General features: G+C 43.5%; 23 protein-coding genes. 16 read left to right on the forward strand and 7 right to left on the reverse strand.

Features of this window, described 5'->3' with window-relative positions:
- Window positions 1-507: phosphoribosyltransferase (locus F6J94_RS08780; protein ID WP_293039136.1), on the reverse strand; the 507-nt coding region annotated here is incomplete at its 3' end.
- Window positions 508-726: 219 nt separating this feature from the next.
- Here F6J94_RS08780 and F6J94_RS08785 point away from each other — a divergent pair.
- Window positions 727-2,427, forward strand: a complete 1,701-nt coding sequence (locus F6J94_RS08785; protein WP_293018178.1) for an MFS transporter — start codon at window positions 727-729, stop codon at window positions 2,425-2,427.
- A 168-nt stretch (window positions 2,428-2,595) separates the two neighbouring features.
- Here F6J94_RS08785 and F6J94_RS08790 read toward each other — a convergent pair whose 3' ends face one another.
- Entirely contained in the window at window positions 2,596-2,850 is a 255-nt protein-coding gene (locus F6J94_RS08790; RefSeq protein WP_293039139.1) for a hypothetical protein, read from the reverse strand.
- A gap of 159 nt (window positions 2,851-3,009) precedes the next feature.
- Between F6J94_RS08790 and F6J94_RS08795 the strand changes: the two genes are divergently transcribed.
- The 11 genes from F6J94_RS08795 (at window position 3,010) to F6J94_RS08845 (ending at window position 15,085) form a co-directional block, all read left to right on the forward strand.
- Window positions 3,010-5,373: a hypothetical protein gene (locus F6J94_RS08795; protein ID WP_293039142.1), complete on the forward strand. Its 2,364-nt coding sequence runs from the start codon at window positions 3,010-3,012 to the stop codon at window positions 5,371-5,373.
- A 64-nt stretch (window positions 5,374-5,437) separates the two neighbouring features.
- Complete coding sequence (locus F6J94_RS08800) at window positions 5,438-6,451, forward strand: hypothetical protein (RefSeq protein ID WP_293039145.1); 1,014 nt, start codon at window positions 5,438-5,440, stop codon at window positions 6,449-6,451.
- Window positions 6,452-7,113: 662 nt separating this feature from the next.
- Window positions 7,114-7,467, forward strand: coding sequence for an ATP synthase subunit I (locus tag F6J94_RS08805; RefSeq protein ID WP_293039184.1), 354 nt, complete (start codon window positions 7,114-7,116; stop codon window positions 7,465-7,467).
- A gap of 76 nt (window positions 7,468-7,543) precedes the next feature.
- Window positions 7,544-8,293, forward strand: a complete 750-nt coding sequence (gene atpB, locus F6J94_RS08810; protein ID WP_293039148.1) for a F0F1 ATP synthase subunit A — start codon at window positions 7,544-7,546, stop codon at window positions 8,291-8,293.
- Between the two features lie 132 nt (window positions 8,294-8,425).
- A complete protein-coding gene (gene atpE / locus F6J94_RS08815; protein WP_070392129.1) occupies window positions 8,426-8,671 on the forward strand; it encodes an ATP synthase F0 subunit C in 246 nt (81 codons plus the stop codon).
- A 101-nt stretch (window positions 8,672-8,772) separates the two neighbouring features.
- Window positions 8,773-9,204, forward strand: a complete 432-nt coding sequence (locus F6J94_RS08820; RefSeq protein WP_293039151.1) for a F0F1 ATP synthase subunit B' — start codon at window positions 8,773-8,775, stop codon at window positions 9,202-9,204.
- Window positions 9,205-9,426: 222 nt separating this feature from the next.
- Complete coding sequence (locus F6J94_RS08825) at window positions 9,427-9,960, forward strand: F0F1 ATP synthase subunit B (protein WP_075898224.1); 534 nt, start codon at window positions 9,427-9,429, stop codon at window positions 9,958-9,960.
- Window positions 9,957-10,511 carry an ATP synthase F1 subunit delta gene (gene atpH / locus F6J94_RS08830; protein WP_293018185.1) on the forward strand — a complete coding sequence of 185 codons (555 nt, stop codon included), beginning with the start codon at window positions 9,957-9,959 and terminating at the stop codon, window positions 10,509-10,511. The genes F6J94_RS08825 and atpH overlap by 4 nt, the downstream gene beginning before the upstream one ends.
- 194 nt (window positions 10,512-10,705) lie before the next feature.
- On the forward strand, window positions 10,706-12,223 hold the full coding sequence (gene atpA, locus F6J94_RS08835; protein WP_075898228.1) for a F0F1 ATP synthase subunit alpha: 1,518 nt from the start codon (window positions 10,706-10,708) through the stop codon (window positions 12,221-12,223).
- 367 nt (window positions 12,224-12,590) lie between these two features.
- Window positions 12,591-13,541, forward strand: coding sequence for a F0F1 ATP synthase subunit gamma (locus F6J94_RS08840; RefSeq protein ID WP_070392134.1), 951 nt, complete (start codon window positions 12,591-12,593; stop codon window positions 13,539-13,541).
- 392 nt (window positions 13,542-13,933) lie between these two features.
- Window positions 13,934-15,085, forward strand: a complete 1,152-nt coding sequence (locus tag F6J94_RS08845; RefSeq protein WP_367142179.1) for an AZOBR_p60025 family cell surface glycopolymer formation protein — start codon at window positions 13,934-13,936, stop codon at window positions 15,083-15,085.
- Window positions 15,086-15,103: 18 nt separating this feature from the next.
- On the opposite strand, the gene F6J94_RS08850 is transcribed toward F6J94_RS08845, so the two are convergent.
- Window positions 15,104-15,298: a hypothetical protein gene (locus F6J94_RS08850; protein WP_293039160.1), complete on the reverse strand. Its 195-nt coding sequence runs from the start codon at window positions 15,296-15,298 to the stop codon at window positions 15,104-15,106.
- A 73-nt stretch (window positions 15,299-15,371) separates the two neighbouring features.
- On the reverse strand, window positions 15,372-15,587 hold the full coding sequence (locus F6J94_RS34195; RefSeq protein WP_367142180.1) for a T3SS effector HopA1 family protein: 216 nt from the start codon (window positions 15,585-15,587) through the stop codon (window positions 15,372-15,374).
- Here F6J94_RS34195 and F6J94_RS08855 point away from each other — a divergent pair.
- The 3 genes from F6J94_RS08855 (at window position 15,586) to F6J94_RS08865 (ending at window position 18,258) form a co-directional block, all read left to right on the forward strand.
- Window positions 15,586-15,888: a XisH family protein gene (locus tag F6J94_RS08855; protein WP_367142181.1), complete on the forward strand. Its 303-nt coding sequence runs from the start codon at window positions 15,586-15,588 to the stop codon at window positions 15,886-15,888. The two genes, F6J94_RS34195 and F6J94_RS08855, sit on opposite strands and share 2 nt — an antisense overlap.
- A 104-nt stretch (window positions 15,889-15,992) precedes the next feature.
- Entirely contained in the window at window positions 15,993-16,334 is a 342-nt protein-coding gene (locus F6J94_RS08860) for a XisI protein (protein ID WP_008181118.1), read from the forward strand.
- 1,375 nt (window positions 16,335-17,709) lie between these two features.
- Window positions 17,710-18,258, forward strand: a complete 549-nt coding sequence (locus F6J94_RS08865; protein WP_293039163.1) for a calcium-binding protein — start codon at window positions 17,710-17,712, stop codon at window positions 18,256-18,258.
- A gap of 270 nt (window positions 18,259-18,528) precedes the next feature.
- Here F6J94_RS08865 and F6J94_RS08870 read toward each other — a convergent pair whose 3' ends face one another.
- Complete coding sequence (locus F6J94_RS08870; RefSeq protein WP_293039166.1) at window positions 18,529-19,416, reverse strand: metal ABC transporter permease; 888 nt, start codon at window positions 19,414-19,416, stop codon at window positions 18,529-18,531.
- A 180-nt stretch (window positions 19,417-19,596) separates the two neighbouring features.
- A complete protein-coding gene (locus F6J94_RS08875; RefSeq protein WP_293039169.1) occupies window positions 19,597-20,415 on the reverse strand; it encodes a metal ABC transporter ATP-binding protein in 819 nt (272 codons plus the stop codon).
- A gap of 319 nt (window positions 20,416-20,734) precedes the next feature.
- Between F6J94_RS08875 and F6J94_RS08880 the strand changes: the two genes are divergently transcribed.
- Window positions 20,735-21,712 (forward strand): metal ABC transporter substrate-binding protein, encoded by a 978-nt coding sequence (locus F6J94_RS08880; RefSeq protein ID WP_293018194.1) that lies wholly within the window; start codon window positions 20,735-20,737, stop codon window positions 21,710-21,712.
- 119 nt (window positions 21,713-21,831) lie between these two features.
- On the opposite strand, the gene F6J94_RS08885 is transcribed toward F6J94_RS08880, so the two are convergent.
- Window positions 21,832-23,073 (reverse strand): tetratricopeptide repeat protein, encoded by a 1,242-nt coding sequence (locus tag F6J94_RS08885; protein WP_293039172.1) that lies wholly within the window; start codon window positions 23,071-23,073, stop codon window positions 21,832-21,834.
- Between the last annotated feature and the right edge of the window lie 84 nt (window positions 23,074-23,157).

Raw genomic sequence — 23,157 nt, forward strand, 5'->3', positions numbered from 1 at the left:
TAAATAGGTTTGAGCCAAATCAGCTGGACTCATGGACTCATAAGGTTCAAAAGGCTGATGAATCCAAGGATTATCTGGCAAATAATCCACATAGTAATCAGGAGCAATCCCAGAACAGGCTTTATACCAGATCACAGCAGTACGAATCTCCTCAATTTCTGTACCATAATGACTATAAAGCCATTTAATCGCCTCTCGTAGACTAATACCAGAATCCACTAAATCATCCACCAACAGGATCCGATTACCTAATTTTGCCGTTGTCATTGCCAGGTGGCTCGAAAACGTAATCGGTCCTCGGATCCGATTGTCTGGTCCGGTATAGGAAGCAGCAGACAGAATCCCTAAGGGCTGATTGTAAATGCGGCAGAGGATATCACCAACCCGTAATCCTCCCTTAGCAATACAGACAATCTGGTTGAAATCCCAATCGGCTTGATAGAGTTTGACAGCTAGCCGTTCGATTTTTTCATAGTACTCTGACCAGGAGACGTAAAGTTCTGACATAGTTCGCGCAATTGATATTGGTTAGGTATTGTTCAGGGAATCGACCATTAGCAAAAGTCGAAAACTATTCGACCATTACCAGCGGTTGTTCCGAATTTCCCAAGTTCGGAATTTCCCTACTTATACAAGAAGTCTAATGTTAGAAATGGCTTATGAGTGATTCGTTTTACTCAAAAAATCCCGATCACCACATTGCCTAGCTAAATTATCTTATCGGTTATGAGTGATGTTTCTAGTTCTGATGCCAGTAATCCTGCCCAAGTCTCCGGTGGACTCGAAAAGCTTAACTTTACCACCAAACTAGCTTATGGTGCTGGAGATATGGGTCCAGCCATGACCGCCAATCTCTTAGTCTTTTACCTCCTGCCATTTTTAACCAATGTGGCTGGTTTACCAGCGGGTTTGGCAGGGAGCATTCTGATGATTGGCAAAGTTTCCGATGCCATCAATGATCCCATGGTTGGGATTATGAGCGATCGCACTCGTTCTAGTTGGGGGCGTCGCATTCCCTGGATGCTCTTTGGGGCAATTCCGTTTGGTGTTCTGTTTTTCTTACAGTGGATTGTCCCCCACTTCAGTAATAACAATACTATCAATAACTGGTTGCTGTTTAGCTACTACCTTCTGATTGCTATTCTGTTCAACATTGCCTACACTGCAGTTAACCTACCCTACACCGCCCTAACTCCAGAACTCACCCAAGACTACAACGAACGCACTAGCCTCAACAGCTTTCGCTTTACCTTTTCCATCGGTGGCAGCATCCTAACCTTAGTTCTAGGCGGATTAATTTTTAGTGCCTATGCCGGTGATAGTGGTCAGCAATATCTAGTGCTAGGGTTAGTCACCACCTTGCTGGCGGTGGTGCCGATATTGTGGTGTGTGCTGCGCATCCAAGAACGAGGTGCACAGCCTATATTGGGAACTCAGCAGAAAAAGACTGTAGGAACTCTGCTCACCCTAATTGGACCCCTATCATTTTTCTATGGCATTGCCCGGATTATCCCAGTGACTGCCCAATTATTGGGTGCCACTAGCAACCCTGATATCACTGGTATCTTTCTCAGTCTTCTTGGTTTACTAATTACCGTCTTTGGTATAACTCTGATATTTTCTACCCCAGAACCCCACCTGAAAGATAGCTCTGCTTTCACAGAGCGCTCTGAAGCTGACACTTCAGCCTCCTTATCTTTTTTTGAGCAACTGCGGATTGTATTCAGTAACCAGCCTTTTCTATATGTGATTGGCATTTATCTGTGTTCCTGGTTAGGTGTCCAGTTAATCGGTTCTATCCTGCTTTACTTCGTAGTCAATTGGATGGGATTGCCCGAGTCTACCTTTCCCTTAGTCGCCCTTGCGGTTCAAGGTACTGCGTTATTAATGCTGTTTTTCTGGAAGATGGTCAGTGAGCGATTGGGCAAAAAAACCGCTTACTTTATGGGCACTAGTATCTGGGTTATCGCTCAAGTTGGTCTATTTTTGCTACAACCTGGTCAAGTGGCCTTAATGTACTGTTTAGCTGTTATGGCTGGTTTTGGCGTTTCTGTGGCTTATCTCATCCCCTGGTCCATGGTGCCCGATGTGATTGAACTCGATGAATTGACCACAGGTCAGCGTCGGGAAGGGATATTTTATGGCTTCATGGTTTTGCTGCAAAAACTTGGTTTAGCCCTAGGACTGTTTTTAGTCGGTATTGTCCTAGAGTGGTCAGGATTCATCTCATCTACTGCTGGGCAACCAGTCCCCACCCAACCCGATTCCGCACTGCTAGCCATCCGTATCGCTATTGGACCATTGCCAACCCTATTCTTGATTGGTGGTATAGCACTCGCTTACTTCTATCCCATCACCAAGGAATTTCATGCCCAAATTCTCTTGCAGCTACGAGAGCGTGATCAAGCTACTAGGCAAGGGGAATAGGAATTGATCGGTTCTGTTGAAGATCTAGTTTGACTCAGGAGTAGTTTTCTAAAAATAGGAATGGGTCAGCCTGGGGTTAATTTGCCAATCAATGGCAATCAATGATCAAAAAGGTAGATGCGTTATAGCTTGAGTCGTAGCAATTACGATCACCATCTTGGCTTGAGTTTAAGACGCCTGCCATTCCAATTCAGGCAGACTCTCCCAGGCTTGGACAACGAGGTCATTGAGTAATACTCTTTGTGAGTGATCAAGCCAATCGTCTTCTGCTAAGACTTCGGCAGTTAAATCGTCAAGGGACTGTCCCTCTTGACGGGCAATGTGAATGACACCAGCAATCGCCACTACCACCAGTTCTTCATCAACCGGTTGTTGACGTAGGGCGACTATTTCTTGTGGACTGGCTGGAATGGGATAATTCATACCTAACAAACAAGGGCACCCTTGACTATAACTAAACTGAAATCAATGTAAAGTATTTTTACGAATATTAAACAAGTCGATACTTGGAAGCTTAGCGTATTTTCATCACTGATTACCTCCGTCTCTCCTCTTAATGACATTTGTGATCACATAACCCCTATGAAAGAGATTCTGTACGTAGAAATCCCTACACCAGACACAAAGAGTGTCTGCCACTGGTTGCAACAGGAATGGCAGCCTAAGCTTGGGGATAAGATAATCACGCCGGATGGTATCCGTCTGCAATGGGAGACTACTCCTGATGAGAATTCTAATCACAAGACTACAGTTGTAGTTTCTTTGATTCCAGAAATCTCGATTTTTGTGTGGTCCGTGCAGCGAACCACCTACCTCAAAGCCTTTCGTTGGTCCGAAAAGCCCCTGAGCGGCGAAAACCTAATTCTAAGACAGCTGACCCAAAGTCTTCGGGACCAATTCCCCTACCACTATCCAGAACCACCGGATGTAGAGTTATCTGAGCAATCCATCTTTGAAGCATTAGCACCCTATTATCCTCAGACTGTGCACTTTTTCCGGAAAATGCCTAGAGGAGAATATGACCTTAATCGAGTTTATTGGTGGGAAAAGCGCTGGCGTGAGGGGGTTCGTAACCCCCAGCAGCCCAAGCAGGTAGTGTTTAAGGGGTTGAAGGTTGAAAGTTCCCAACAGTTGAAGGTTGGCCAGTTGCAGGTTGAAGGTTCCCAACAGTTGAAGGTTGGCCAGTTGCAGGTTGAAGGTTCCCAACAGTTGAAGGTTGGCCAGTTGCAGGTTGAAGGTTCCCAACAGTTGAAGGTTGGCCAGTTGCAGGTTGAAGGTTCCCAAAACAACCTTGGCCAAAAGGCCACGCTACGCGAACAACCCACTAACCTTCAACCCACTAACCTTCAACCATCTAACCTTCAACCTTCTAACCTTGGCCAAAAGGCCACGCTACGCGAACAACCGACTAACCGTCAACCTTCAACCTCTAAGTACGACGTAATCTACATCGGTGGTGCTTTGGGAGTGATCCATGCTGCAACAATGGCGCAGCGGGGTTATCGGGTATTGCTGATTGAGCGGTTAACCTTTGGGCGGATGAACCGGGAATGGAATATTTCACGGGATGAGTTTCAAAGCCTGATTGATTTGGGTTTATTTACCCCTACTGAGTTTGAAGGGATTATTGCTAGGGAATACGTTGATGGATTTAATAAGTTCTTTGATAGCAACAACCCACCCCACTTGAAAGCAGCCATTTTGCACACGCCAAGGGTGCTCAATATCGCCATTGATTCTGCTAAATTTTTGCAACTGTGTGGGAAAAAACTAAAGAGTGCTGGGGGAGAAATCTGGGATGAGACAGAGTTTATCCAAGCAACTATCACCCCAGAGGAAGTTGTGGTGGACTTGCAACACTTACCGACTAAATCTAACCGACAAGTGAGTGGTCGTCTGTTGGTGGATGCCATGGGAACGGCTTCACCAATTGCTTGGCAGCTCAATGGGGGTAGGGCGTTTAATAGTGTCTGTCCCACCGTGGGGGCTGTGATTGAGGGATTAGAGCCTCAGGTGTGGGATCCCGATTATGGTGATGTTCTCAATAGTCATGGGGATATTTCCCGGGGACGTCAGCTGATTTGGGAGTTGTTCCCTGGTGCAGGTGAGGAATTGACAATTTATTTGTTCCATTACCATCAGATACATCCTGAGAATCCCGGCTCTTTATTAGAAATGTATGAAGATTTCTTTACTATCTTACCGGAGTACCGCCGATGTGATATAGAAAAGTTGGTGTGGAAGAAGCCAACCTTTGGGTATATTCCCGGACATTTTACGGTGGGAAGTCGCGATCGCATTGTGGCCTTTGACCGACTGGTTGCCATTGGTGATGCTGCTTCCCTTCAGTCCCCCTTGGTGTTCACTGGCTTCGGTTCCTTAGTGCGTAACCTCTATCGCTTAACCGATCTCTTGGACACTGCCTTGCGGCACAATCTTTTGAGTGTTAAGGATTTAAATCAAATTCGCGCCTATCAAAGTAATATTGCTGTGACCTGGCTCTTTTCCCAGGGGATGATGGTACCAACAGGTCGTCATCTACCACCCCAACGGATTAACGCCATGCTCAATACCTTTTTTGGGTTGTTGGCAGATGAACCACCGGAGGTACCAGATACGTTTATTAAAGACCGTTTCAGTTGGTTAACCTTTAATCGACTGGCACTCAAAGCAGCTCGGCGAAACCCTGCCCTCATCCCCTGGATTTTGGAAATGGCTGGTGCTAAGGATTTCTTGCTTTGGGTAGGCAGTTACTTAAGTTTTACTAGCAATGCCTTGGTCAGCGGGTTGCTCAAAGGTTGGTTTCCCAGTCTAGTTCGACGGTTACAGCCCTGGCTTGAAAAGCGTTCTCCACGGCTTTGGTTACAGTTGTTGGCTCAAAGTTATGCCATCACAGCTGGGATGGGGCGTCCTGAAAAAGTAAACCGTGAGCTCAAGTTCGATTGAATACTTATCATTGAAGGTTATTCGTTAATGGTTAATTAACGAATAACCAAGAAGGAAGATGATAATGAGTCAAAGAAAGAGTTTAGTAATTATCTGTCTAATTTTAATCGCTGTTGTCGGTGTTGTGATTAATGTCAAACTTTTGCAAGTTTGGAACTATAACACTGAAGGACATGATATTTACTATAGCTGGGTAGAAGGGAAGCGAATTTTATCGGGGGAAAATCCCTACGCTAGAGTCTTATCGGGAAATATGAGAGAGAATCAGAAGTATGCTACCTATTTCCCCCTTTTTTATTGGCTTTCAGCATTAACTCAATTATTGGGGTTCCAAGACTACTCAGACTGGATTTCCCTATGGCGACCGATATTTTTAATGGTTAATATCGGTATTGCTGGTTTAATTTTTTATCATTTGTATAACCATAAACTATTTATTTTTGGCTGGTTTGCTGCTTTATTCTGGTTACTGAACCGATGGACGCTTTATGTGAGTATCGACGCTAACTTAGATTTCCTAGCTATATTTTTTCTGATTCTTTCCCTGATGTTACTGCCAAAACACAAGTCTACAGCTTTCTTGATGTTTAGCTTGTCTTTAGCGATTAAACAAATTGCTATCTTTTTACTACCACTTTATCTGATTTGGGCTTGGCAATCATCAGAGGATAATCCTGTAAAGGATACCTTCATCGCTTTGTTGTTAATAATTGTTATCCCTGGGATAACGTCACTACCATTTATCTTATGGAATGCAGAAGGATTCTTTAAATCGATTCTATTTTCAGCCACTAGAAATCCAGACGGACATGTTAATGCTCCTTCCTTAGATGGGTTAATTACATTATCAAATCCTGATTTCATTGGTATCAAAGCTAAGTTGCCAATGGTGTTGGTAATGAGTCTAGTATTTCTGAGTGCCATGAAGCGACAAATTGGCATCTATACTAGTGCTTTGCTGACCATGTCGGTATTTATTGAATTCAATTCAGTAATATTTAACCAATATTTTTGTTGGGTCGTACCTTTGTTGCCTCTCGCTAGTTGCGAGATACTTCTTAAGAAGTACGCCAAATGAGATATCCTTCCCTCAAACGCGATGCTCGGTACGAGCCGCTACGCGATTGGCCGTAGGCCACGCTACGCGAACGCATCAAGATCCCAATACAATATATAGACTTTCCCTGTTGAGTGACAAATTTTGGTTTGTCCGTTGGGTCGAACATAGTGAAACCCAACATTGGCAATGGTTTTGTTCGGTTTAGCTACCGCTCCACCGCTACCTAAGTAAAACCGTTGATTTTAGGAGTAAAGTCAGTCAATCACCTCTAGCACTAGTCCCCTGCCCCCTCAAGGATGGAGCTATACAAACTTTCGTCCGCACCTCAAGGACTCAGAGAAAATCATTGGTGTGGTCAGCCTAAGTCTGCAAGCTTAGTTTGTGTAGTCACTACCTATCCGTTACATGCACCCATCCGTTGCCGCATTTATCCATCACCCTGTCAGCCGAAACCCTTACTTATACCGCACTTCGGAGGGATTAGTTATTTTTATACCAGATTTGTTAAGTATTGTGACCTTTCCCATGATATGATTACCTCTGGTTTGTGAAAACAAGCCAGATGACTGGACTAGCATTTGCTGCTACCGGTGAACTTGTCAGATGACCCTCTTGAGAAACCATTGACCATGGAGGAAAACACGCAAACAAGTTACTTGTCCCCTTCAACGAGTTCGTCAATGGAGGAGTATTACCAACTCAAACAAACTCTGTTGTTGGTCACCCTAGTCGCGACAGGGATTATTTTCATCTGTGTGTGGGTGGTTTACTCCCTCAACATTGCCTTGAATTATTTGATCGGGGCGTGTACTGGTATGGTTTACTTGAGAATGTTGGCTAAAGACGTAGAGCGGCTAAGCCAACAAAATAGGCGTCCGAGCACGGCTCGGTTTGCGGTTTTTATTGGGATAATTGTAGTAGCCAGTCAATGGCAAAAATTACAAATACTTCCTATATTTTTAGGGTTTCTGACGTACAAAGCCGCAATTATCGTCTATATCCTGCAAAGCCTAGTAAATCCTACCTCTAAGTAAGATTTATTTAAGTCGGATTTATTGGTAGGATAAACAGACGTTTCACCCTTGACAGAAATCTGGGTAAATCTCCAGAATGGAAATGATAAATGCTTTAAACGTTCTGAATTCTTTACCCCTTGCTTCCTTAGAAGTTGGTGAACACTTTTATTGGCGGATTGGCAATTTAACATTACACGGTCAGGTTTTTCTCACCTCCTGGGTAGTGATTGCTATTCTGGTAGTAGCTTCCCTTGCGGCAACTCGAAATGTCCAAATGGTTCCTGGCGGTATCCAAAATTTGATGGAGTACGCCCTAGAATTTTTGAGGGATTTAGCGAAAAACCAGCTGGGGGAAAAAGAATATCGCCCTTGGGTACCTTTTATCGGTACACTGTTTTTGTTTATCTTCGTGTCAAACTGGTCAGGAGCCCTCATTCCTTGGAGTATTATCGAGCTCCCATCCGGTGAGCTGGCGGCTCCTACCAATGACATCAATACCACCGTTGCCTTAGCCTTACTAACATCCTTGGCGTATTTTTACGCTGGTTTGAGCAAGAAGGGTTTAGGTTACTTCGCTGGCTATATTCAGCCAATACCAATCCTCTTGCCGATCAAGATTTTAGAAGACTTCACCAAACCCCTCTCCCTAAGCTTCCGTTTATTTGGCAATATTCTGGCAGATGAACTGGTAGTAGCCGTGTTGGTGCTGCTAGTGCCTCTGTTTATCCCGTTGCCAATTATGGCGCTAGGTCTATTTACCAGTGCAATTCAAGCCCTGGTCTTCGCTACCTTGGCAGCTGCCTACATTCACGAGGCAATAGAAGTCGAAGGCGAAGAACATTAAGGGATAACCTTATGATGGGAATGGCACGGTAGCCTTAAATTAGGAATAGTTGGAATTGATCACTCCTTCGGAGAATCCTTCTGACTAGTAGCTCTCTATTTTGTTCTTTACTCACGGATAAGAAAAATCATCATGGATCCAATCATTGCTGCTGCTTCAGTTGTCGCTGCTGCTCTCGCTGTCGGTTTAGCTGCTATCGGCCCTGGTATCGGTCAAGGAAATGCTGCTGGTCAAGCTGTAGAAGGTATTGCTCGTCAGCCGGAAGCTGAAGGAAAAATTCGCGGTACTCTCCTGTTAACCTTGGCATTCATGGAATCCCTGACTATCTATGGTCTGGTAATTTCTCTGGTACTGCTGTTTGCTAACCCATTTTCTTAGAACCTGATACTTTATGTAGAGACGTTGCAGGCAACGTCTCTACATGGTAGGTCTGATAAGGTGAATTGTTCGGTTTTATTCCGATTTGGGATTTGTAAAAAATGTTTGATTTTGATGCTACTCTGCCTCTGATGGCATTGCAGTTTCTGGTTTTGACAGTTGTATTAAATACCATATTCTATAAGCCACTGACAAAAACGCTGGATGAGCGTGACGAATACATCCGGAATCAGGAATCTGATGCCAAAAAACGCTTGTCTAAAGCCGAAGAAATGGCTAAAGAGTATGAAGAACAGTTGGGTCAAGCCCGGAAGCAGTCTCAAGCTGTGATCGCTTCTGCTCAAGAAGATGCCAGAAAAATGGCAGCTCAAGCGATCGCTGAAGCCCAACAAGAAGCTCAGGCTGAACGAGCAAAAGCTCAAGAAGAAATTGATCAACAGAAACAGCAAGCAATGGCTTCCCTCGAACAACAGGTGGATGATCTATCTCGCCAAATATTAGAAAAATTGTTAGGGCCAGCGTTAGTAAGATAAATGGTGGCGTCTTGACCGCCTGACCCATATATTTACTAAAACTCCTAAGAGATTGGCGATGTGGGAGTACTGTCAAACTATTTCAAACTATTAATTATCTTGAGATAATTGTCTTGAGATAATTGTCTTGAAATAATTGTCTTGAGATAATTATCTTGAGAGTAGGTGGACAGGTCATAGCTTAGCAAGATTATGCGTTCAAAACAATTGTAAACGGATATGATGGGGAATTTAGTATTATTGGCAACAGAAGCTCATGGAGAAGGTGGTTTTGGATTAAACTTTAATATTCTTGAAACCAACCTAATCAACCTGAGTATTTTGTTGGGAGTACTCTACTACTTCGGAAGCAAATTAGTGGGAAACATTTTGAGTGAGCGACGCTCAAAAATTGAACAGGCGATTAAAGAAGTAGAAGCTCGTCAAAGACAAGGAGCCGAAGCCTTAGCAGATCAACAGCAGAAGTTAGCTCAAGCCCAAGTCGAGGCAGAAAACATTCGTGCTGCAGCAGAAGTTAATGCTAAAGCAGCTAAAGAGGCAATTTTGGCCGCTTCGGCTCAAGAGATTGAACGGATGAAAGAATCAGCAGTTCAGGATTTGAACTCGGAGAGGGAACGAGCCATGGCCGAACTACGCCAGCGAGTTGCTACTATGGCAATGGCTAAGGTTGATTCCCAACTAAGAGAGACATTAGATAACTCCGCTCAACAACAATTAATTGACCGCAACATCGCTCTGTTGGGAGGTGGCTCATGAAAGGTGGTTTTTTGAGTGGCCAAGTACTCGAACCTTATGCAGAAGCGTTGCTCGATTTGGCTAAGTCCGATAACGAACTCAAAGGCAAACTGAGTGAGGATGTAGATACTCTGCTGAGTCTTTTGAAAGAATCGCCACAATTGCAGGAGTTTTTAGGCTCTCCTGTGGTCAGAGCTGAGGATAAAATCGGGGTCTTGCAACAAATTGCTGGGGACCAACTTCACCCCTACACCATGAATTTTTTGAGGATTCTAGTAGACCGTGGGCGCATTGCGTTTTTGGAAGGCATTTGCCTGAAGTACCAAGAACTTCTCAGAGAGTTAGATCAAACTGTTTTGGCTGAGGTGAGTTCAGCAATAGAACTTTCTGAAGCTCAGCAAGAATCAGTTCGTGAGAAAGTTAAGTCCCTCACGGGAGCCAATCAGGTAGAACTGGATACAAAAATTGACCCGGATGTAATTGGTGGTGTGATCATTAAAGTCGGGTCTGAGATATTTGATGCCAGTCTAAAAGGACAACTCCGTCGCATCGGTATGGCTCTGACCAGTTGAAGTACGTCACGTTGGTTGTTCGCCCCGTAGTCGGTGTAGGGTAAGTTAGTTGGTTCTCTGAGGCTTACCTTTTAGGGTAGGTTAGTTGGTTAAAGATTAACCCCTTGGGACATAACCTTGAACAGTCAACAGTCAACAGTAAACAGTTAATAGTTAACAGTAAACAATTAGTTAGTTAACGATAAAAACACATCATGATTAGCATTAGACCAGACGAAATTAGCAGCATTATTCGGCAGCAAATTCAAGGATATAACCAAGGTTTTGCCGTTTCCAACGTTGGAACGGTTTTGCAAGTTGGTGATGGTATTGCCCGGATTTATGGCTTGGAAAAGTGCATGGCTGGGGAACTGCTGGAGTTTGAAGATGGCACCGTTGGCATTGCCCAGAACTTAGAACAGGACAATGTGGGTGCAGTGCTGATGGGGGATGGTTTAAATATCCAGGAAGGTAGCTCGGTTACTGCTACTGGTAAAATTGCTCAGGTACCCGTCGGAGAGGCACTGATTGGTCGGGTAGTTGATGGCTTGGGTCGTCCCATTGATGGTAAGGGGGACATTCAAAGCACTGAATCCCGTCTGGTGGAATCCATGGCTCCAGGGATTATTGCGCGGCGTTCAGTTTGTGAACCCATGCAAACGGGAATCACCGCTATTGACGCTATGATTCCCGTTGGACGCGGTCAGCGGGAGTTGATTATCGGTGACCGACAAACCGGGAAAACTGCTATTGCTGTAGACACAATCATCAACCAGAAACAGGAAGATGTAATTTGTGTCTATGTTGCTATTGGTCAGAAGGCATCTACGGTAGCCCAAGTGGTGAATACCCTCCAGGAAAAAGGAGCATTAGACTACACTGTGATCGTGGCAGCGAACGCCAATGACCCAGCTACTCTACAGTTCTTGGCTCCCTACACTGGTGCCTCGATTGCCGAGTACTTTATGTACAACGGTAAGGCAACCCTAGTGATTTATGATGACTTGTCTAAGCAAGCTCAAGCCTATCGCCAGATGTCCCTACTGCTGCGCCGTCCACCAGGACGGGAAGCTTATCCAGGAGATGTGTTCTACGTCCACTCCCGGTTGTTGGAACGGGCAGCAAAACTGAATGATGAACTAGGTGGTGGTAGTATGACCGCACTGCCTATTATTGAAACTCAGGCTGGTGACGTATCAGCTTACATCCCGACTAATGTAATTTCTATTACTGATGGTCAAATCTTCCTCTCCTCTGACCTATTTAACTCTGGTGTCAGACCAGCGATTAACCCTGGTATCTCAGTGTCACGGGTAGGTTCTGCGGCCCAAACCAAGGCCATGAAGAAAGTGGCTGGTAAGTTGAAGCTAGAACTAGCCCAGTTTGACGACTTGCAAGCTTTTGCTCAGTTTGCCTCCGACTTGGATGCCGCTACCCAAGCTCAGTTGGCTCGGGGTCAGCGTTTACGGGAAGTGTTGAAGCAACCTCAGAATTCCCCCCTAGCTGTGTTTGAGCAAGTGGCAATCGTTTACGCTGGACTCAATGGCTATCTAGATGATGTGCCTACTGATAAGGTGACAACTTTTACTCAGGGACTGCGGGAGTACTTGAAAACCAGCAAGCCAGAGTACGTTGAGATCATCAAAAAGGAGAAGAAGCTCACTGATGAAGCCGAAAGCATTCTAAAGGAAGCGATCGCAGAATACAAACAGACCTTCCTAGTCTCCGCTTAACAGGTTAAAGATTAGTTTCGGTTGCAGGTTAGTTTCCGTTGCAGGTTGCAGGTTAGTTTCGGTTGCAGGTTGCAGGTTAGTAGGTTGCAGGTTAGTAGGTTGCAGGTTGCAGGTTAGTAGGTTGCAGGTTAGTAGGTTGCAGGTTCTATAAAAAACAGTCAACCTTAAACCTTAAACCTTCAACCTACCCTTCACCGAACGCCTTTGGCGAACAACCTTTTTGAATTAAGAATTTAGAATGCAGAATGTAGAATTCTTAATTCTTAATTCTTAATTCTTAATTCTACATTCGCGCATTCTGCATTCTGACAAACAACCTTCAACCCGAGACAAATTTAACCCTTCATCCTTCATCCTTGAACAGATTATGCCTAATCTAAAAGATATTCGCGATCGCATTAAGTCAGTCAAAAATACCCGGAAAATCACCGAAGCGATGCGCCTTGTGGCTGCGGCTAAGGTACGTCGTGCTCAACAACAGGTAACTGCCACCCGTCCCTTTGCTGACCGCTTAACACAAGTTCTCTACGGTTTGCAAAACCGGATGCAGTTTGAAGATGCCAATCTCCCCCTACTAAAAGAACGGGAAATCAAGAATGTAGGCTTGCTCGTGGTTTCAGGGGATAGAGGACTATGTGGCGGTTACAATACTAACGTGATCAAGCGTGCCGAAAACCGTGCAAAGGAACTACAGGAGAAAGGGGTTGGCTACAAATATGTGCTAGTTGGACGAAAAGCTATTCAGTACTTCGAGCGCCGCGACCAGCCAATTGATGCCAAGTACACCGGTTTAGAACAGATTCCCACAGCATCAGAAGCATCTATGATTGCTGACCAACTCCTCTCCCTGTTTCTGTCTGAAACCGTAGACCGGGTGGAGTTGATATACACCAAATTCGTCTCATTGATTAGTTCTCGACCTGCGGTTCAAACCCTGCTACCCCTAACAGCTAAGGGACTAGAATCACAGGATGATGAGATCTTCAGATTGACAACTAAAGGTGGTGAGTTCAAGGTGGAGCGGGAGGTAGTCACAAGGACAAGTACCGAGACTTTCCCCCGTGACATGATCTTTGAACAAGACCCTGTCCAAATTCTGGATGCCCTGTTGCCTTTATATCTAAATAACCAGTTACTACGGGCATTACAAGAGTCAGCAGCTAGTGAACTGGCTTGTCGGATGACAGCAATGAGTAATGCTAGTGATAATGCTTCGGAACTGACTGGTAAACTAACCCTAACCTACAACAAGGCACGGCAAGCCGCAATTACCCAGGAAATTCTGGAAGTTGTGGGTGGTGCTGAAGCACTCGGTTAATTTCATTTCATTTAATTTTTTTTATCATCAGCTGCAAAGATTACCTGCGTCTGGAATTAACCAGGCGCATTTTTAATTTTTGCTAATTTTATCAGCAATTATAGTGTTTGTTAAGAAAGGGAATATCGGGTTATATCATATTACTATAGCAATTATTATAGCTATGAGGTACAAAGCGATCCCCCTAAATCCCCCTTAAAAAGGGGGACTTTGAGGTTGAGAAGCGTACCTCATAAATGCAATAAAAGCTATATAATCAGTTATCAAAAAACTGAGCTTCCTTCTTGTAGGTAATCTCCCTTATCATCGCCTGTTCCCTGTTCCCTGTTGCCTGTTACCTGTTCCCTATTATCTACTAATTATAAGTGTTCAACCGAAAATGATATTAGGTCATGAAACAATTATGGAATCGGCAGCCTATTGAGATTAGGCATACAATATTGGCTGCTATTTTAGTATTAGTTATAGTAAGTTTCTTTTATTTTGTAAAATTTGAAGGGAACATTACTGGCTTTTTCAGAATTGGGTCACTATTCCCTATTTCTCCTTATCTCAATAGTCAGAAAGTATTGATTTATCAGGGAGAGCAGGGATATGATGGTCAACAGTTTCTGAGTATTGCTCTCGATCCATGGTTAGAAAACTCAGGGACAATAGAAGCCATTACTCCTCCGCAATATCGCTACAGAAGAATTCTGTATCCACTGCTAGGTTATCTATTAGGTTTTGGGAATCCCCAGCTAATTCCCTACGCAATGGTTGGAATTAACTGTCTAGCTATTATTCTCATAGTATTTGTGAGTAGTTTATATCTCAAACGATATAGTGGTAGAACTTGGCACTCACTCCTGGTTCTTTCTATACCAGGAGTTTGGATGGTTTTATCCCTTTCAACAGCTGATTTAATCAGTAGCTTGCTGCTGGTAACAGCTATCTATTTTTATCGCAATGAAAAACCGATTTACACAGCAATAGCGATCGCAGCTGCTTGTCTGACACGGGAGACAATGCTATTAATGTGGTTGGCAATTTTATTAACCAGTATATGGGAACGCAAAGGTCGGCAGCTGCAACATCTATTATGGGCTTGGATACCAGTAGCTGGGTGGGCTATCTATGTTTTCTATCGTCTAGAAGCTCAAGAGAATCTAGAAGGTAGTGAAAATTTTGGCTACCCCCTATTTGGCATAGGTCAAAAGCTGATTAATAGTCTCACAGGAGGACTAGGGGGAAAAAACCTGTTTGAAGCTTACTCATTTGCCTTATTAATAGCAGCTTTTGTAGTTACTATACTGCTAGCCAGTCAGTCCCTGCGGGAAAACAAAGTTATCCTAATCAGTGCAATTATTTATGCTGTGCTATTTTCAATGACTAGCATGACTATCTTAGGGTATTATTTGGATTATTCTCGTGTATACCTAGATATCTATTTCTTATTATTACTCAGCAGCAGTTACTCACAACGCTATTTAAGCTATTTAAAAATAATCGTCATGGCTGGTGCCAGCTTGGCAAGCATCACCTATTTACTTGCCCATTCATGACACAGCGGAAAGGGAAAATCAAGATTCGGTAAAAAGTTGATTTAGCGTTTGTATTTGAGATGTAAAATTTACAGCGGTTTGCAATTCAGTTAGGGAAAAAGTTCCTAGGTTTTTAGGGAGCAGGGAGCAGGGAGCAGGGAGCAGGGAGCAGGGAGCAGGAAATAGGGAAGAAGGAAGAGGGAAAACAATCCTGTGTACCTGATAGTTATGCAAACCGCCGTAACACGATCAATAAAGATATAATATCAGGTGTACTTTGGGGTAAAAAGCGACATCATGAATAATATCAAGTCAGGTTGAATACCCTCAGCCCTGGTGCTAATGGTTTAGTAAATAGGAGCACTTCTTTTTGAAAATAAGCTTGATATTCATCATAGCATCTATGAATAATATTTTTGATCCTTGGATAATCACTTTTTGCTAACTTAATAATACCCGAATCATAACGGTAATCGTCAGAGTCAATTAAGATAAATAAATTAATTATTAAATCAATAACCATGCCAGTTCGTGACTACTATCATGATAGTGTACGCAATGCCCTTCAAAAAGACGGTTGGACAATCACCCACGATCCCTATCGTTTAAAACTCACTAGAAAAAAGAATTTATATATTGACTTAGGGGCAGAACGACTCATGGCGGCGGAAAAAGGTGTCCAGAAAATTGCTGTTGAAATTAAAAGTTTCCGCAGTGCATCAGAAATGAAAGATTTAGAGGAAGCAGTGGGTCAATTTGTCTTGTATGAACACCTACTGGCACGCTACGAACCCGAAAGAAAACTCTATTTAGCTGTTCCATAAGATGTGAGAGCATCAGTGTTTGAAGAAGAAGCAGGACAAGTTTTAATCGAAGATAAAATCATTCGCATTTTTACCTTTGACGTCAATCAAGAGGAGGTGATTACATGGATACCTTAAACAAAACTAATCTAAAACAAGCCATTATCAAAGTCTTACAAGACTACGTTGAATTTTTAGGAAATGACCCCGAAAGCGACCTTCAATTAATCATTGACGAAAATAAAGATCACTATCTCCTCATGGAAATAGGTTGGCACAAAAATCAAAGAATTTACGGCAGTTTGATTCACATTGATATCATTAACGAAAAAATTTGGCTTCAACAAGACGGCACAGAAGAAGGAGTCGCCAACGAACTGGTAAAACTAGGCATTTCACCCCAACAAATTGTCCTTGCCTTTAAAACCTTAGAACGCCGTAAAATAACTGACTTTGCCGTTTCCTAATTCAAAAATAAGTACCTAGGCAAAATTGCTTACACATTGAAAGTCTTGCTAGGCAAGGCTTTCAGCACTACTTTAAGTGATATCAAGTCCGGTTGAATACCCATAATAAAAGTGTATCGAAGGCAGAGGGAATCCCCCCTAACCCCCCGCGCGGAAGGGGGGCAGGCAGCTATTCTGAAGTAAAGGAGTAAGGTTTCAAGGGTAATCGTGTTTTATAACTAATTATCCGGAGATGATATGACTTCCTTTATTTTTACCAAAAAAATGGCCTGTAAGATGAAACTAAAGGTAAGTATTTTTCATACAAAACAAACCTTCATGGATAGTACTACCCCCTCACAAATTTGTCAAGCTGACGGGGTGACAAGAAGATTAAAAGATTTACTGGTTGTGGGGTGTGGGGTGATTGGTGTAGGGAAACGAGGGAGCTATGCCACGTTGGTAGCGATGCAGCGCGGCCAAAGGGGGTTTCCACGGGACAAACAGCAGTGCGGACGCAGGTGACCCACACAGACCCATGCGCCATGAGCGACTGCATCAAGAAGGGACGGTTGAATCAGGTTGGAGACGGTTGAATCAGGTTGGGCATGTTGGTTTTTGCTAGGGTAACTCCAAAGTATAGCAGTCGCCAGGGCAGTTAGTACATGACAAAAGTCTCAAACCTAAGTAAGCGCAAGAGTTTGACTTCTGACTTCTGACTTCTGACTTCTGACTTCTGACTTCTGCTATAGCTTCTATTTTCCCCACATCCCACACCCCACAACCGGTCACCCTGTCTTCTTTTTAGCCTTGTTGTCACCCCCTTAGCCTTTGAACACATTTACAGTAGACGCGGTAGCGGCTTCTCCCAGAGTAGCAATAGATTCCTTTCGGACAGCCATGTCTTATCGCGCATGTCAATTGGCTCAACCAAAATCAGGACGTGTTTGCTCCTTACAAAGCCTCTTTGGGCTATGTTTGGGCTTGATTTTTGTCTAAATCCGGTTAGCTTCCGGCAAAAGTGGTGAGTTCGACTCAAGCTAGCACTCTCAACGACAATTTCTCTGAGGTGTTTGTCTAGGGTTTTTCTGCAAGCCTGCGGTAGAGCAAAGCTTGCCGGAGCATAAAATCATTACTTGATGAGCATAGTGCGTCTGAGTGAACTCAGGCGCATTTTTGATCAGGGTTAGTCTGCCCAGGGCTTTTGTTAAAAAATATTACAAAAACCGGACCTTTTGTAGAAAAAAGGCAAATTTAGTTTGATTAACTATTGGAGGCTGAAAAACACAGCAGTTTTTAGATACAGCCTCAGACACCACCTCAGATGTAACTTCAGATACAACCGAGGTGTGGGTTACATAGCAACTGAGGATTCCTTATTAAGGAGGAAACATCAATGAATTCTATCAATATTATCACGGGAACAGCAGGCAATGATAACCTGTTTGGCACTGTCGAAAATGATCGCATTGACGGTTTGGCTGGCAATGACAGGATCTTTGGTAGTGAGGGAATGAATTACCTTTTCGGCGGTAATGGCAATGACGAAATCTTTGGTGGTTCAGAGCGGGATGTGATTTTTGGTGGTAGCGGTAACGATACCATCTTCGGCAGTGAGGGTGATAATGTAATCTATGGTGGTTCTGGTAATGACGTCATCTATTCTGGCTCTGGCGATGATTACATTCGCAGTGGCAGTGGTTACGACACCCTGTGGCTAGGGGGTGGTGAGGATCGAATTGTCCTCGACACCGGCTATGGCTTTGATACTGTCAACAACTTCCAGCTTGGTCTAACTACCTTTGATGTTGCCAATCCTTATCATCTGAGCATCGTTGATGGTCAGGATGGTGCTGAAATCTTTAGCGGCGGAGACCTCCTGGCTGTGGTGAGTTCGACTCAAGCTAGTACTCTCTACGACAATTTCAATGAGGTGTTTGTCTAGGGTTTTTCTGCAAGCCTCTGGTAGAGCAAAGCTTGCCGGAGCATAAAATCATTTTTTTGCAGAATTATTGTTAGATGAGGAGAGGAAGATCACCGAAGTATAATTAGGTGATATTCCTCTTCTTTCCCTTGTTGCGATTTTCCCCAATGAATGATATTATGTCCAGATAATTAGTGATAAAAAACCATCTCCGATTAAATCTTACTCCCTTCCTTCACCATAACTGCCTTCCTTTTTGGCCGTGCGCGAACCACAATCCCATACCATATATCAACGCCACAACCTCTTAATTTCCTGCCAAATTTGTGATTGTCCTAATTGAGTACTTGGATGAGTTAAAACTCCCTGACTGGGACTAAACAAAAATGCCAGCATAAATAAACCAAAAGCTACTAAAACAATGGCTGGTCCAGAAGGGAGATTAAAAAAATAACTCAGGTACATACCAGTAATACTAGCGACTACCCCAAGTGCTGAACCCAAAATCATCATCTGGTGTAACCGATGGACTAATAAGTAAGCTGTTGCTCCTGGTGTGATTAACATGGCTAGCACCAAGATCACTCCAACTCCTTTGAGGCTAGCGACAATGGTCAAGGCAATCAAAATCATCAGACCAAAGTTTAGCAAGTTAGTTGGTAAACCTGCTGCTTTTGCCCCTAAGGGATCAAAGGTATAATACATTAATTCTTTGTACAGCAGGAGAATAATTGATAGTACAATCGCGGTGATAATGGCTGTATTGATAACTTCTTCATTGGTGACACTCAGAATATTACCGAATAGGAAGTGATTAAGGTCAATTTTGTTATCTTTCTGAATCACGGTAATTAAGGTGATGCCTAGGGCAAAGAAAGCGGAAAACACAATCCCCATGGCGGCATCTTCTTTAATTTGCGATCGCGTCCGGATCCAAGTAATCACGACAGTGCTAACCACCCCAGCAATAAAGGCTCCCACAAAAATGTCAGCACCGATCATAAATGCGATCGCTAATCCCGGTAGTACAGAATGACTGATAGCATCTCCGAGTAAGGCAAGTCGCTGTACCATTAGGTAGCTACCAACTGCGGCACAAACGATGCCCACTAATACCGCAGTAATTAGCGATCGCTGCATAAACCCATAGTGCAACGGCTCAATTAAAACCTCTAACATATAACATTTTCAGGTGAGATGTCAACATAAGATTGATGGTAAAAGGGAACAGGGAACAGGGAACAGGGAACAGGGAACAGGGAACAGTAGAAAAGAGCGATGGGAAGATTTTTTTGTGCTATCAGAAATCAGCTTTTGCCTTTTGCCTTTTGCCTTTTGTCTTTTGTCTTTTGCCTTCTTTCACTTTACAGCAACTGGGTCTAACCAAAAAACGACTTGACCACCATAAGCCTGTTGCATATTAGCTGCACTCAATACCTCTTGCCTAGAGCCACTAGCAATTAACTCCCGATTCAACAAAATCAAATCATCAAAATTCCTGATCGCTTCTCCCAAATCATGGTGAACGACTAGCACAATTTTTCCGGCATCGGCGAGTTGATGGAGGATAGTAAAAATTACAGCTTCAGTTTTTTTGTCAATACCAGCCATCGGTTCATCAAAACAGAATATATCTGCTTGTTCAGCTAATGCTTTAGCCAGAAAGACGCGCTGCTGCTGTCCTCCCGATAGCTGTCCAATCGGACGATTGCGGTAATCACTCATGCCAACTTGTTCGATGGCATCCGCTGCGATCCGCCGGGATACCGTGGAAAAGCGACGAAACCATCCTGTTTTCCGGACTCTACCCATTAGCACAACATCCCAGACAGTGGCGGGATAAGTCCAGTCAATTTGCGTCCGCTGTGGCATATAAGCCACCTTTTCTAACTGTTCTATCAAAGGTTTTCCCTGATACATAGCAAAGCCAGTGGCAGTGGGAACTAACCCCAGCATGGCTTTCATCAAAGTACTTTTCCCTGCACCATTCGGACCAATAATTCCGGTTAATCGTCCTGGTTTGATCTCACAGTTGATATCCCTGAGTGCTTCTACTAAGCGGTAGTGTACACCCAGTTGCCTTAGGGTAATGGTTCCTGTCTGGGACAGATTGCTATATCCAGCTTGGTGTTTCCTCTTGGGAGAAGCAAGGTGATCAACCGAGGCAGCATGTGGCATAGAGGGTTCCGGAAACAAAAAATGATACAAATATGAAAATAGTTTATCATGAACAATGAAAAGAATATGATAAGACTTATGCTGCAAACCCAGTTTCTTAGGCATGTAGCGCCTTCATGAGGCGGTTTCCACGCCAGTTGCTCATGGCGCATGGGTCTGTGTGGGTTACCTGCGTCCGCACCTTGTAAGTCCTGTGGAACGCCAGTCGCTCATGGGGGGAACCCCCAAGACCGGGCTGGATCGCTGTTTCAATCCCCTGAATTCCTTCGTGGGGTATTTTTGAATTTTGAATTGATAATTTTGAATTGGAGCGAAGCGGTTGAGAGTAATTATTCAGTCTCACAGTAGAAAGCGCCAATGGTGGCTGACAGTAGTAATCATTTTAGGAGTCTGGATCAGTGGGTGTGATACCACCGGAACAAACCAGAGTGGTATTGATGGCGATGATAAGCCCAATGTAGTGACCACTAGCACTATCATTACCGACTGGACGAAACAAGTAGGAGGAGATGAAATTGAACTGACGGGTATCCTAAAACCCGGAGCAGATCCCCATGTCTATGAGCCAGTCCCAGCAGATACTATTGCGTTGGAACAAGCTAATCTGATTTTATACAATGGCTACAATCTGGAACCAGCACTAATTAAGCTGATTAAGTCTGCTGGGGTTAACATCAAGAGCTTTGCGGTTGGGGAAGTGGTGTCACCCTTGGATTTTGAATACGAAGGAAAGAAGGAACCGGATCCTCATGTTTGGGGAGATGCTAAAAATGCGATCGCAATGGTGAATGCCATTCGGGATCAGTTGATTGAACTCTCACCAGAGGACAAGGAAGAATTTACCAAGAATGCAGCACAGCTAACTGCTGAATTAAAAAAGCTTGATGCTTGGATTCTCCAGCAGATTCAAACTATTCCTCAGAAGCACCGCTACCTAGTCACAACTCATGATGCTTTTCAATATTATGCTAGTGCCTATGGGATACCAGTAGCTGGAAGCTTAATTGGCATGAGTACTGAGGAACAACCCAGTGCTCAGACTGTCAAGGGTTTGGCAGACGCTATCAAAAAAATTGGGGTTCCGGCGATTTTTGCTGAAACCACGATCAACCCAGCTTTGATCAACACTGTAGCTCAGGAAGCTGGAGTGAAGTTAGCCCCACAAGAATTATACTCTGATTCCTTAGGTGTACCAGGTAGTGAAGCTGATACTTACATCAAAATGTTAATCACTAATACTCACACAGTTGTGGAAGCATTAGGAGGGAACTATCAAACGTTTAATCCAGTTGACTAATGTAGTTGACTAATGCAGTTTACTACTTTCCATAAACTTGTTTTAGTTTTTAATAATTTAGCTCCCTGCTCTCTAGATTCTAGCAAAGGTAGACGAAGATATAAATACCATGGTCAGATCTATGGATTAATTAGGTCTTGGAACCGTTGCTCGTCTTTAATCATGTCAAAATCCGCATCAATATTAATGATAGACTTAAGTCTATCATTCAAACTCATCGCTTGTTCTAAACTGGCAATTGCTGAGTCAATCTCACCGTTTAAGGCATAATAACAAGCTTCGTTGTAGTAAAGATTAGATGAATTTGATTTTACCTGCCGTACTCTTTCCAAACTGTCCCAGGCTTCTTGATAGCGACCAAGTTTGATCAAGGCATAGGCTCTATGGTTCCAAGCATGATGAAAATCTGAGTTGAGCTGAATAACCTGATCATAGGAAATCAGTGCTTTTTCATACTGTTCCATGTATCTGAGAGTATAACCTTGTCCAAACCAACTCCTAAAGTTGTTCGGATTAATTTTAATGGCCTCGGCATGGGCAGCGAGAGATTCTTCATATCGCTTTAATCTCTGCAGGGCTTGGCCTTTTCCTGACCAAGCCACATCGGAATCTGGCTGGAGCTGAAGCGCTTTTTCATAGGATGCGATCGCATCTTCATAGCGATTTTCAATCCAGAGAGCGTGCCCTTGATTGATATAGTCATCAACCGTTAAGTAGAGCTGGGGATTAGCAGACTTTAACGACTCCAGCTGTTTAGTTAGCTCTTCTAGTTTTTGTTGGACTTCTGGAGCAACAAATTCTTCTTGGATAATGGACGGAGTAATTCGAGAAATTTCGTTAAAAATCTGCTCTTTCTCATGTTGAGCAGCCACAACTAGATGCTGGAGTTGAGAAACAAAATCAGATTTAAGGGTTTCCAGCTCCTGCTTAAAAGCTTCAACTTGTCGTTTTAATTCCGTAGTGACTTCAGCATCAATTTGCTCTTTTATTTTTTGTTCAGCTTCTTCTTGGAATTGCTTTTGCGTCTCAGACACTAATTGGTTGATGATGCTACGACGTAGCAATAGCACTGCCAGACTAGTAACAATAGGAATGGCGATTAGTACTGTAATTAAAAGGTTAAGCAGGTTAATCGTCCAGTCAAAGGTTCGATGAACTTCCGATTGGATCTGATTGCGAATTGTGTAACTTTTCTCTAGATGATCATTAATTAACCTTTCCACTTCCTCCCGTTGTTGGTTCGACAGTAGTGGAGTCGGTGGTGTAGCGTTAGGAAATGATGAATTAGGTTGAGCAATTGCCCCCTCAACTGATAGCAGTAAAGTAGCCAAAGTAATAGCAAGGTTAGGCTTGATTTTCATAACAAGTGATATCAAGTATTGCCAATCCGAATCAACTATGTTTTCATAATTGAGCGACAAGTAATTACATTTTATATACGAGCG

It is taken from the genome of Moorena sp. SIO1F2 (assembly GCF_010672755.1).
GTDB lineage: Bacteria > Cyanobacteriota > Cyanobacteriia > Cyanobacteriales > Coleofasciculaceae > Moorena.

What these genes read in the sequence shown, in the direction of transcription:
- F6J94_RS08785 (WP_293018178.1), top strand. Translation starts at nt 727, where the DNA reads ATGAGTGATGTTTCTAGTTCTGATGCCAGTAATCCTGCCCAAGTCTCC.
- F6J94_RS08790 (WP_293039139.1), bottom strand. Translation starts at nt 2,850, where the DNA reads ATGAATTATCCCATTCCAGCCAGTCCACAAGAAATAGTCGCCCTACGT.
- F6J94_RS08795 (WP_293039142.1), top strand. Translation starts at nt 3,010, where the DNA reads ATGAAAGAGATTCTGTACGTAGAAATCCCTACACCAGACACAAAGAGT.
- F6J94_RS08800 (WP_293039145.1), top strand. Translation starts at nt 5,438, where the DNA reads ATGAGTCAAAGAAAGAGTTTAGTAATTATCTGTCTAATTTTAATCGCT.
- F6J94_RS08805 (WP_293039184.1), top strand. Translation starts at nt 7,114, where the DNA reads ATGGAGGAGTATTACCAACTCAAACAAACTCTGTTGTTGGTCACCCTA.
- atpB (WP_293039148.1), top strand. Translation starts at nt 7,544, where the DNA reads ATGGAAATGATAAATGCTTTAAACGTTCTGAATTCTTTACCCCTTGCT.
- atpE (WP_070392129.1), top strand. Translation starts at nt 8,426, where the DNA reads ATGGATCCAATCATTGCTGCTGCTTCAGTTGTCGCTGCTGCTCTCGCT.
- F6J94_RS08820 (WP_293039151.1), top strand. Translation starts at nt 8,773, where the DNA reads ATGTTTGATTTTGATGCTACTCTGCCTCTGATGGCATTGCAGTTTCTG.
- F6J94_RS08825 (WP_075898224.1), top strand. Translation starts at nt 9,427, where the DNA reads ATGGGGAATTTAGTATTATTGGCAACAGAAGCTCATGGAGAAGGTGGT.
- atpH (WP_293018185.1), top strand. Translation starts at nt 9,957, where the DNA reads ATGAAAGGTGGTTTTTTGAGTGGCCAAGTACTCGAACCTTATGCAGAA.
- atpA (WP_075898228.1), top strand. Translation starts at nt 10,706, where the DNA reads ATGATTAGCATTAGACCAGACGAAATTAGCAGCATTATTCGGCAGCAA.
- F6J94_RS08840 (WP_070392134.1), top strand. Translation starts at nt 12,591, where the DNA reads ATGCCTAATCTAAAAGATATTCGCGATCGCATTAAGTCAGTCAAAAAT.
- F6J94_RS08845 (WP_367142179.1), top strand. Translation starts at nt 13,934, where the DNA reads ATGAAACAATTATGGAATCGGCAGCCTATTGAGATTAGGCATACAATA.
- F6J94_RS08855 (WP_367142181.1), top strand. Translation starts at nt 15,586, where the DNA reads ATGCCAGTTCGTGACTACTATCATGATAGTGTACGCAATGCCCTTCAA.
- F6J94_RS34195 (WP_367142180.1), bottom strand. Translation starts at nt 15,587, where the DNA reads ATGGTTATTGATTTAATAATTAATTTATTTATCTTAATTGACTCTGAC.
- F6J94_RS08860 (WP_008181118.1), top strand. Translation starts at nt 15,993, where the DNA reads ATGGATACCTTAAACAAAACTAATCTAAAACAAGCCATTATCAAAGTC.
- F6J94_RS08865 (WP_293039163.1), top strand. Translation starts at nt 17,710, where the DNA reads ATGAATTCTATCAATATTATCACGGGAACAGCAGGCAATGATAACCTG.
- F6J94_RS08870 (WP_293039166.1), bottom strand. Translation starts at nt 19,416, where the DNA reads ATGTTAGAGGTTTTAATTGAGCCGTTGCACTATGGGTTTATGCAGCGA.
- F6J94_RS08875 (WP_293039169.1), bottom strand. Translation starts at nt 20,415, where the DNA reads ATGCCACATGCTGCCTCGGTTGATCACCTTGCTTCTCCCAAGAGGAAA.
- F6J94_RS08885 (WP_293039172.1), bottom strand. Translation starts at nt 23,073, where the DNA reads ATGAAAATCAAGCCTAACCTTGCTATTACTTTGGCTACTTTACTGCTA.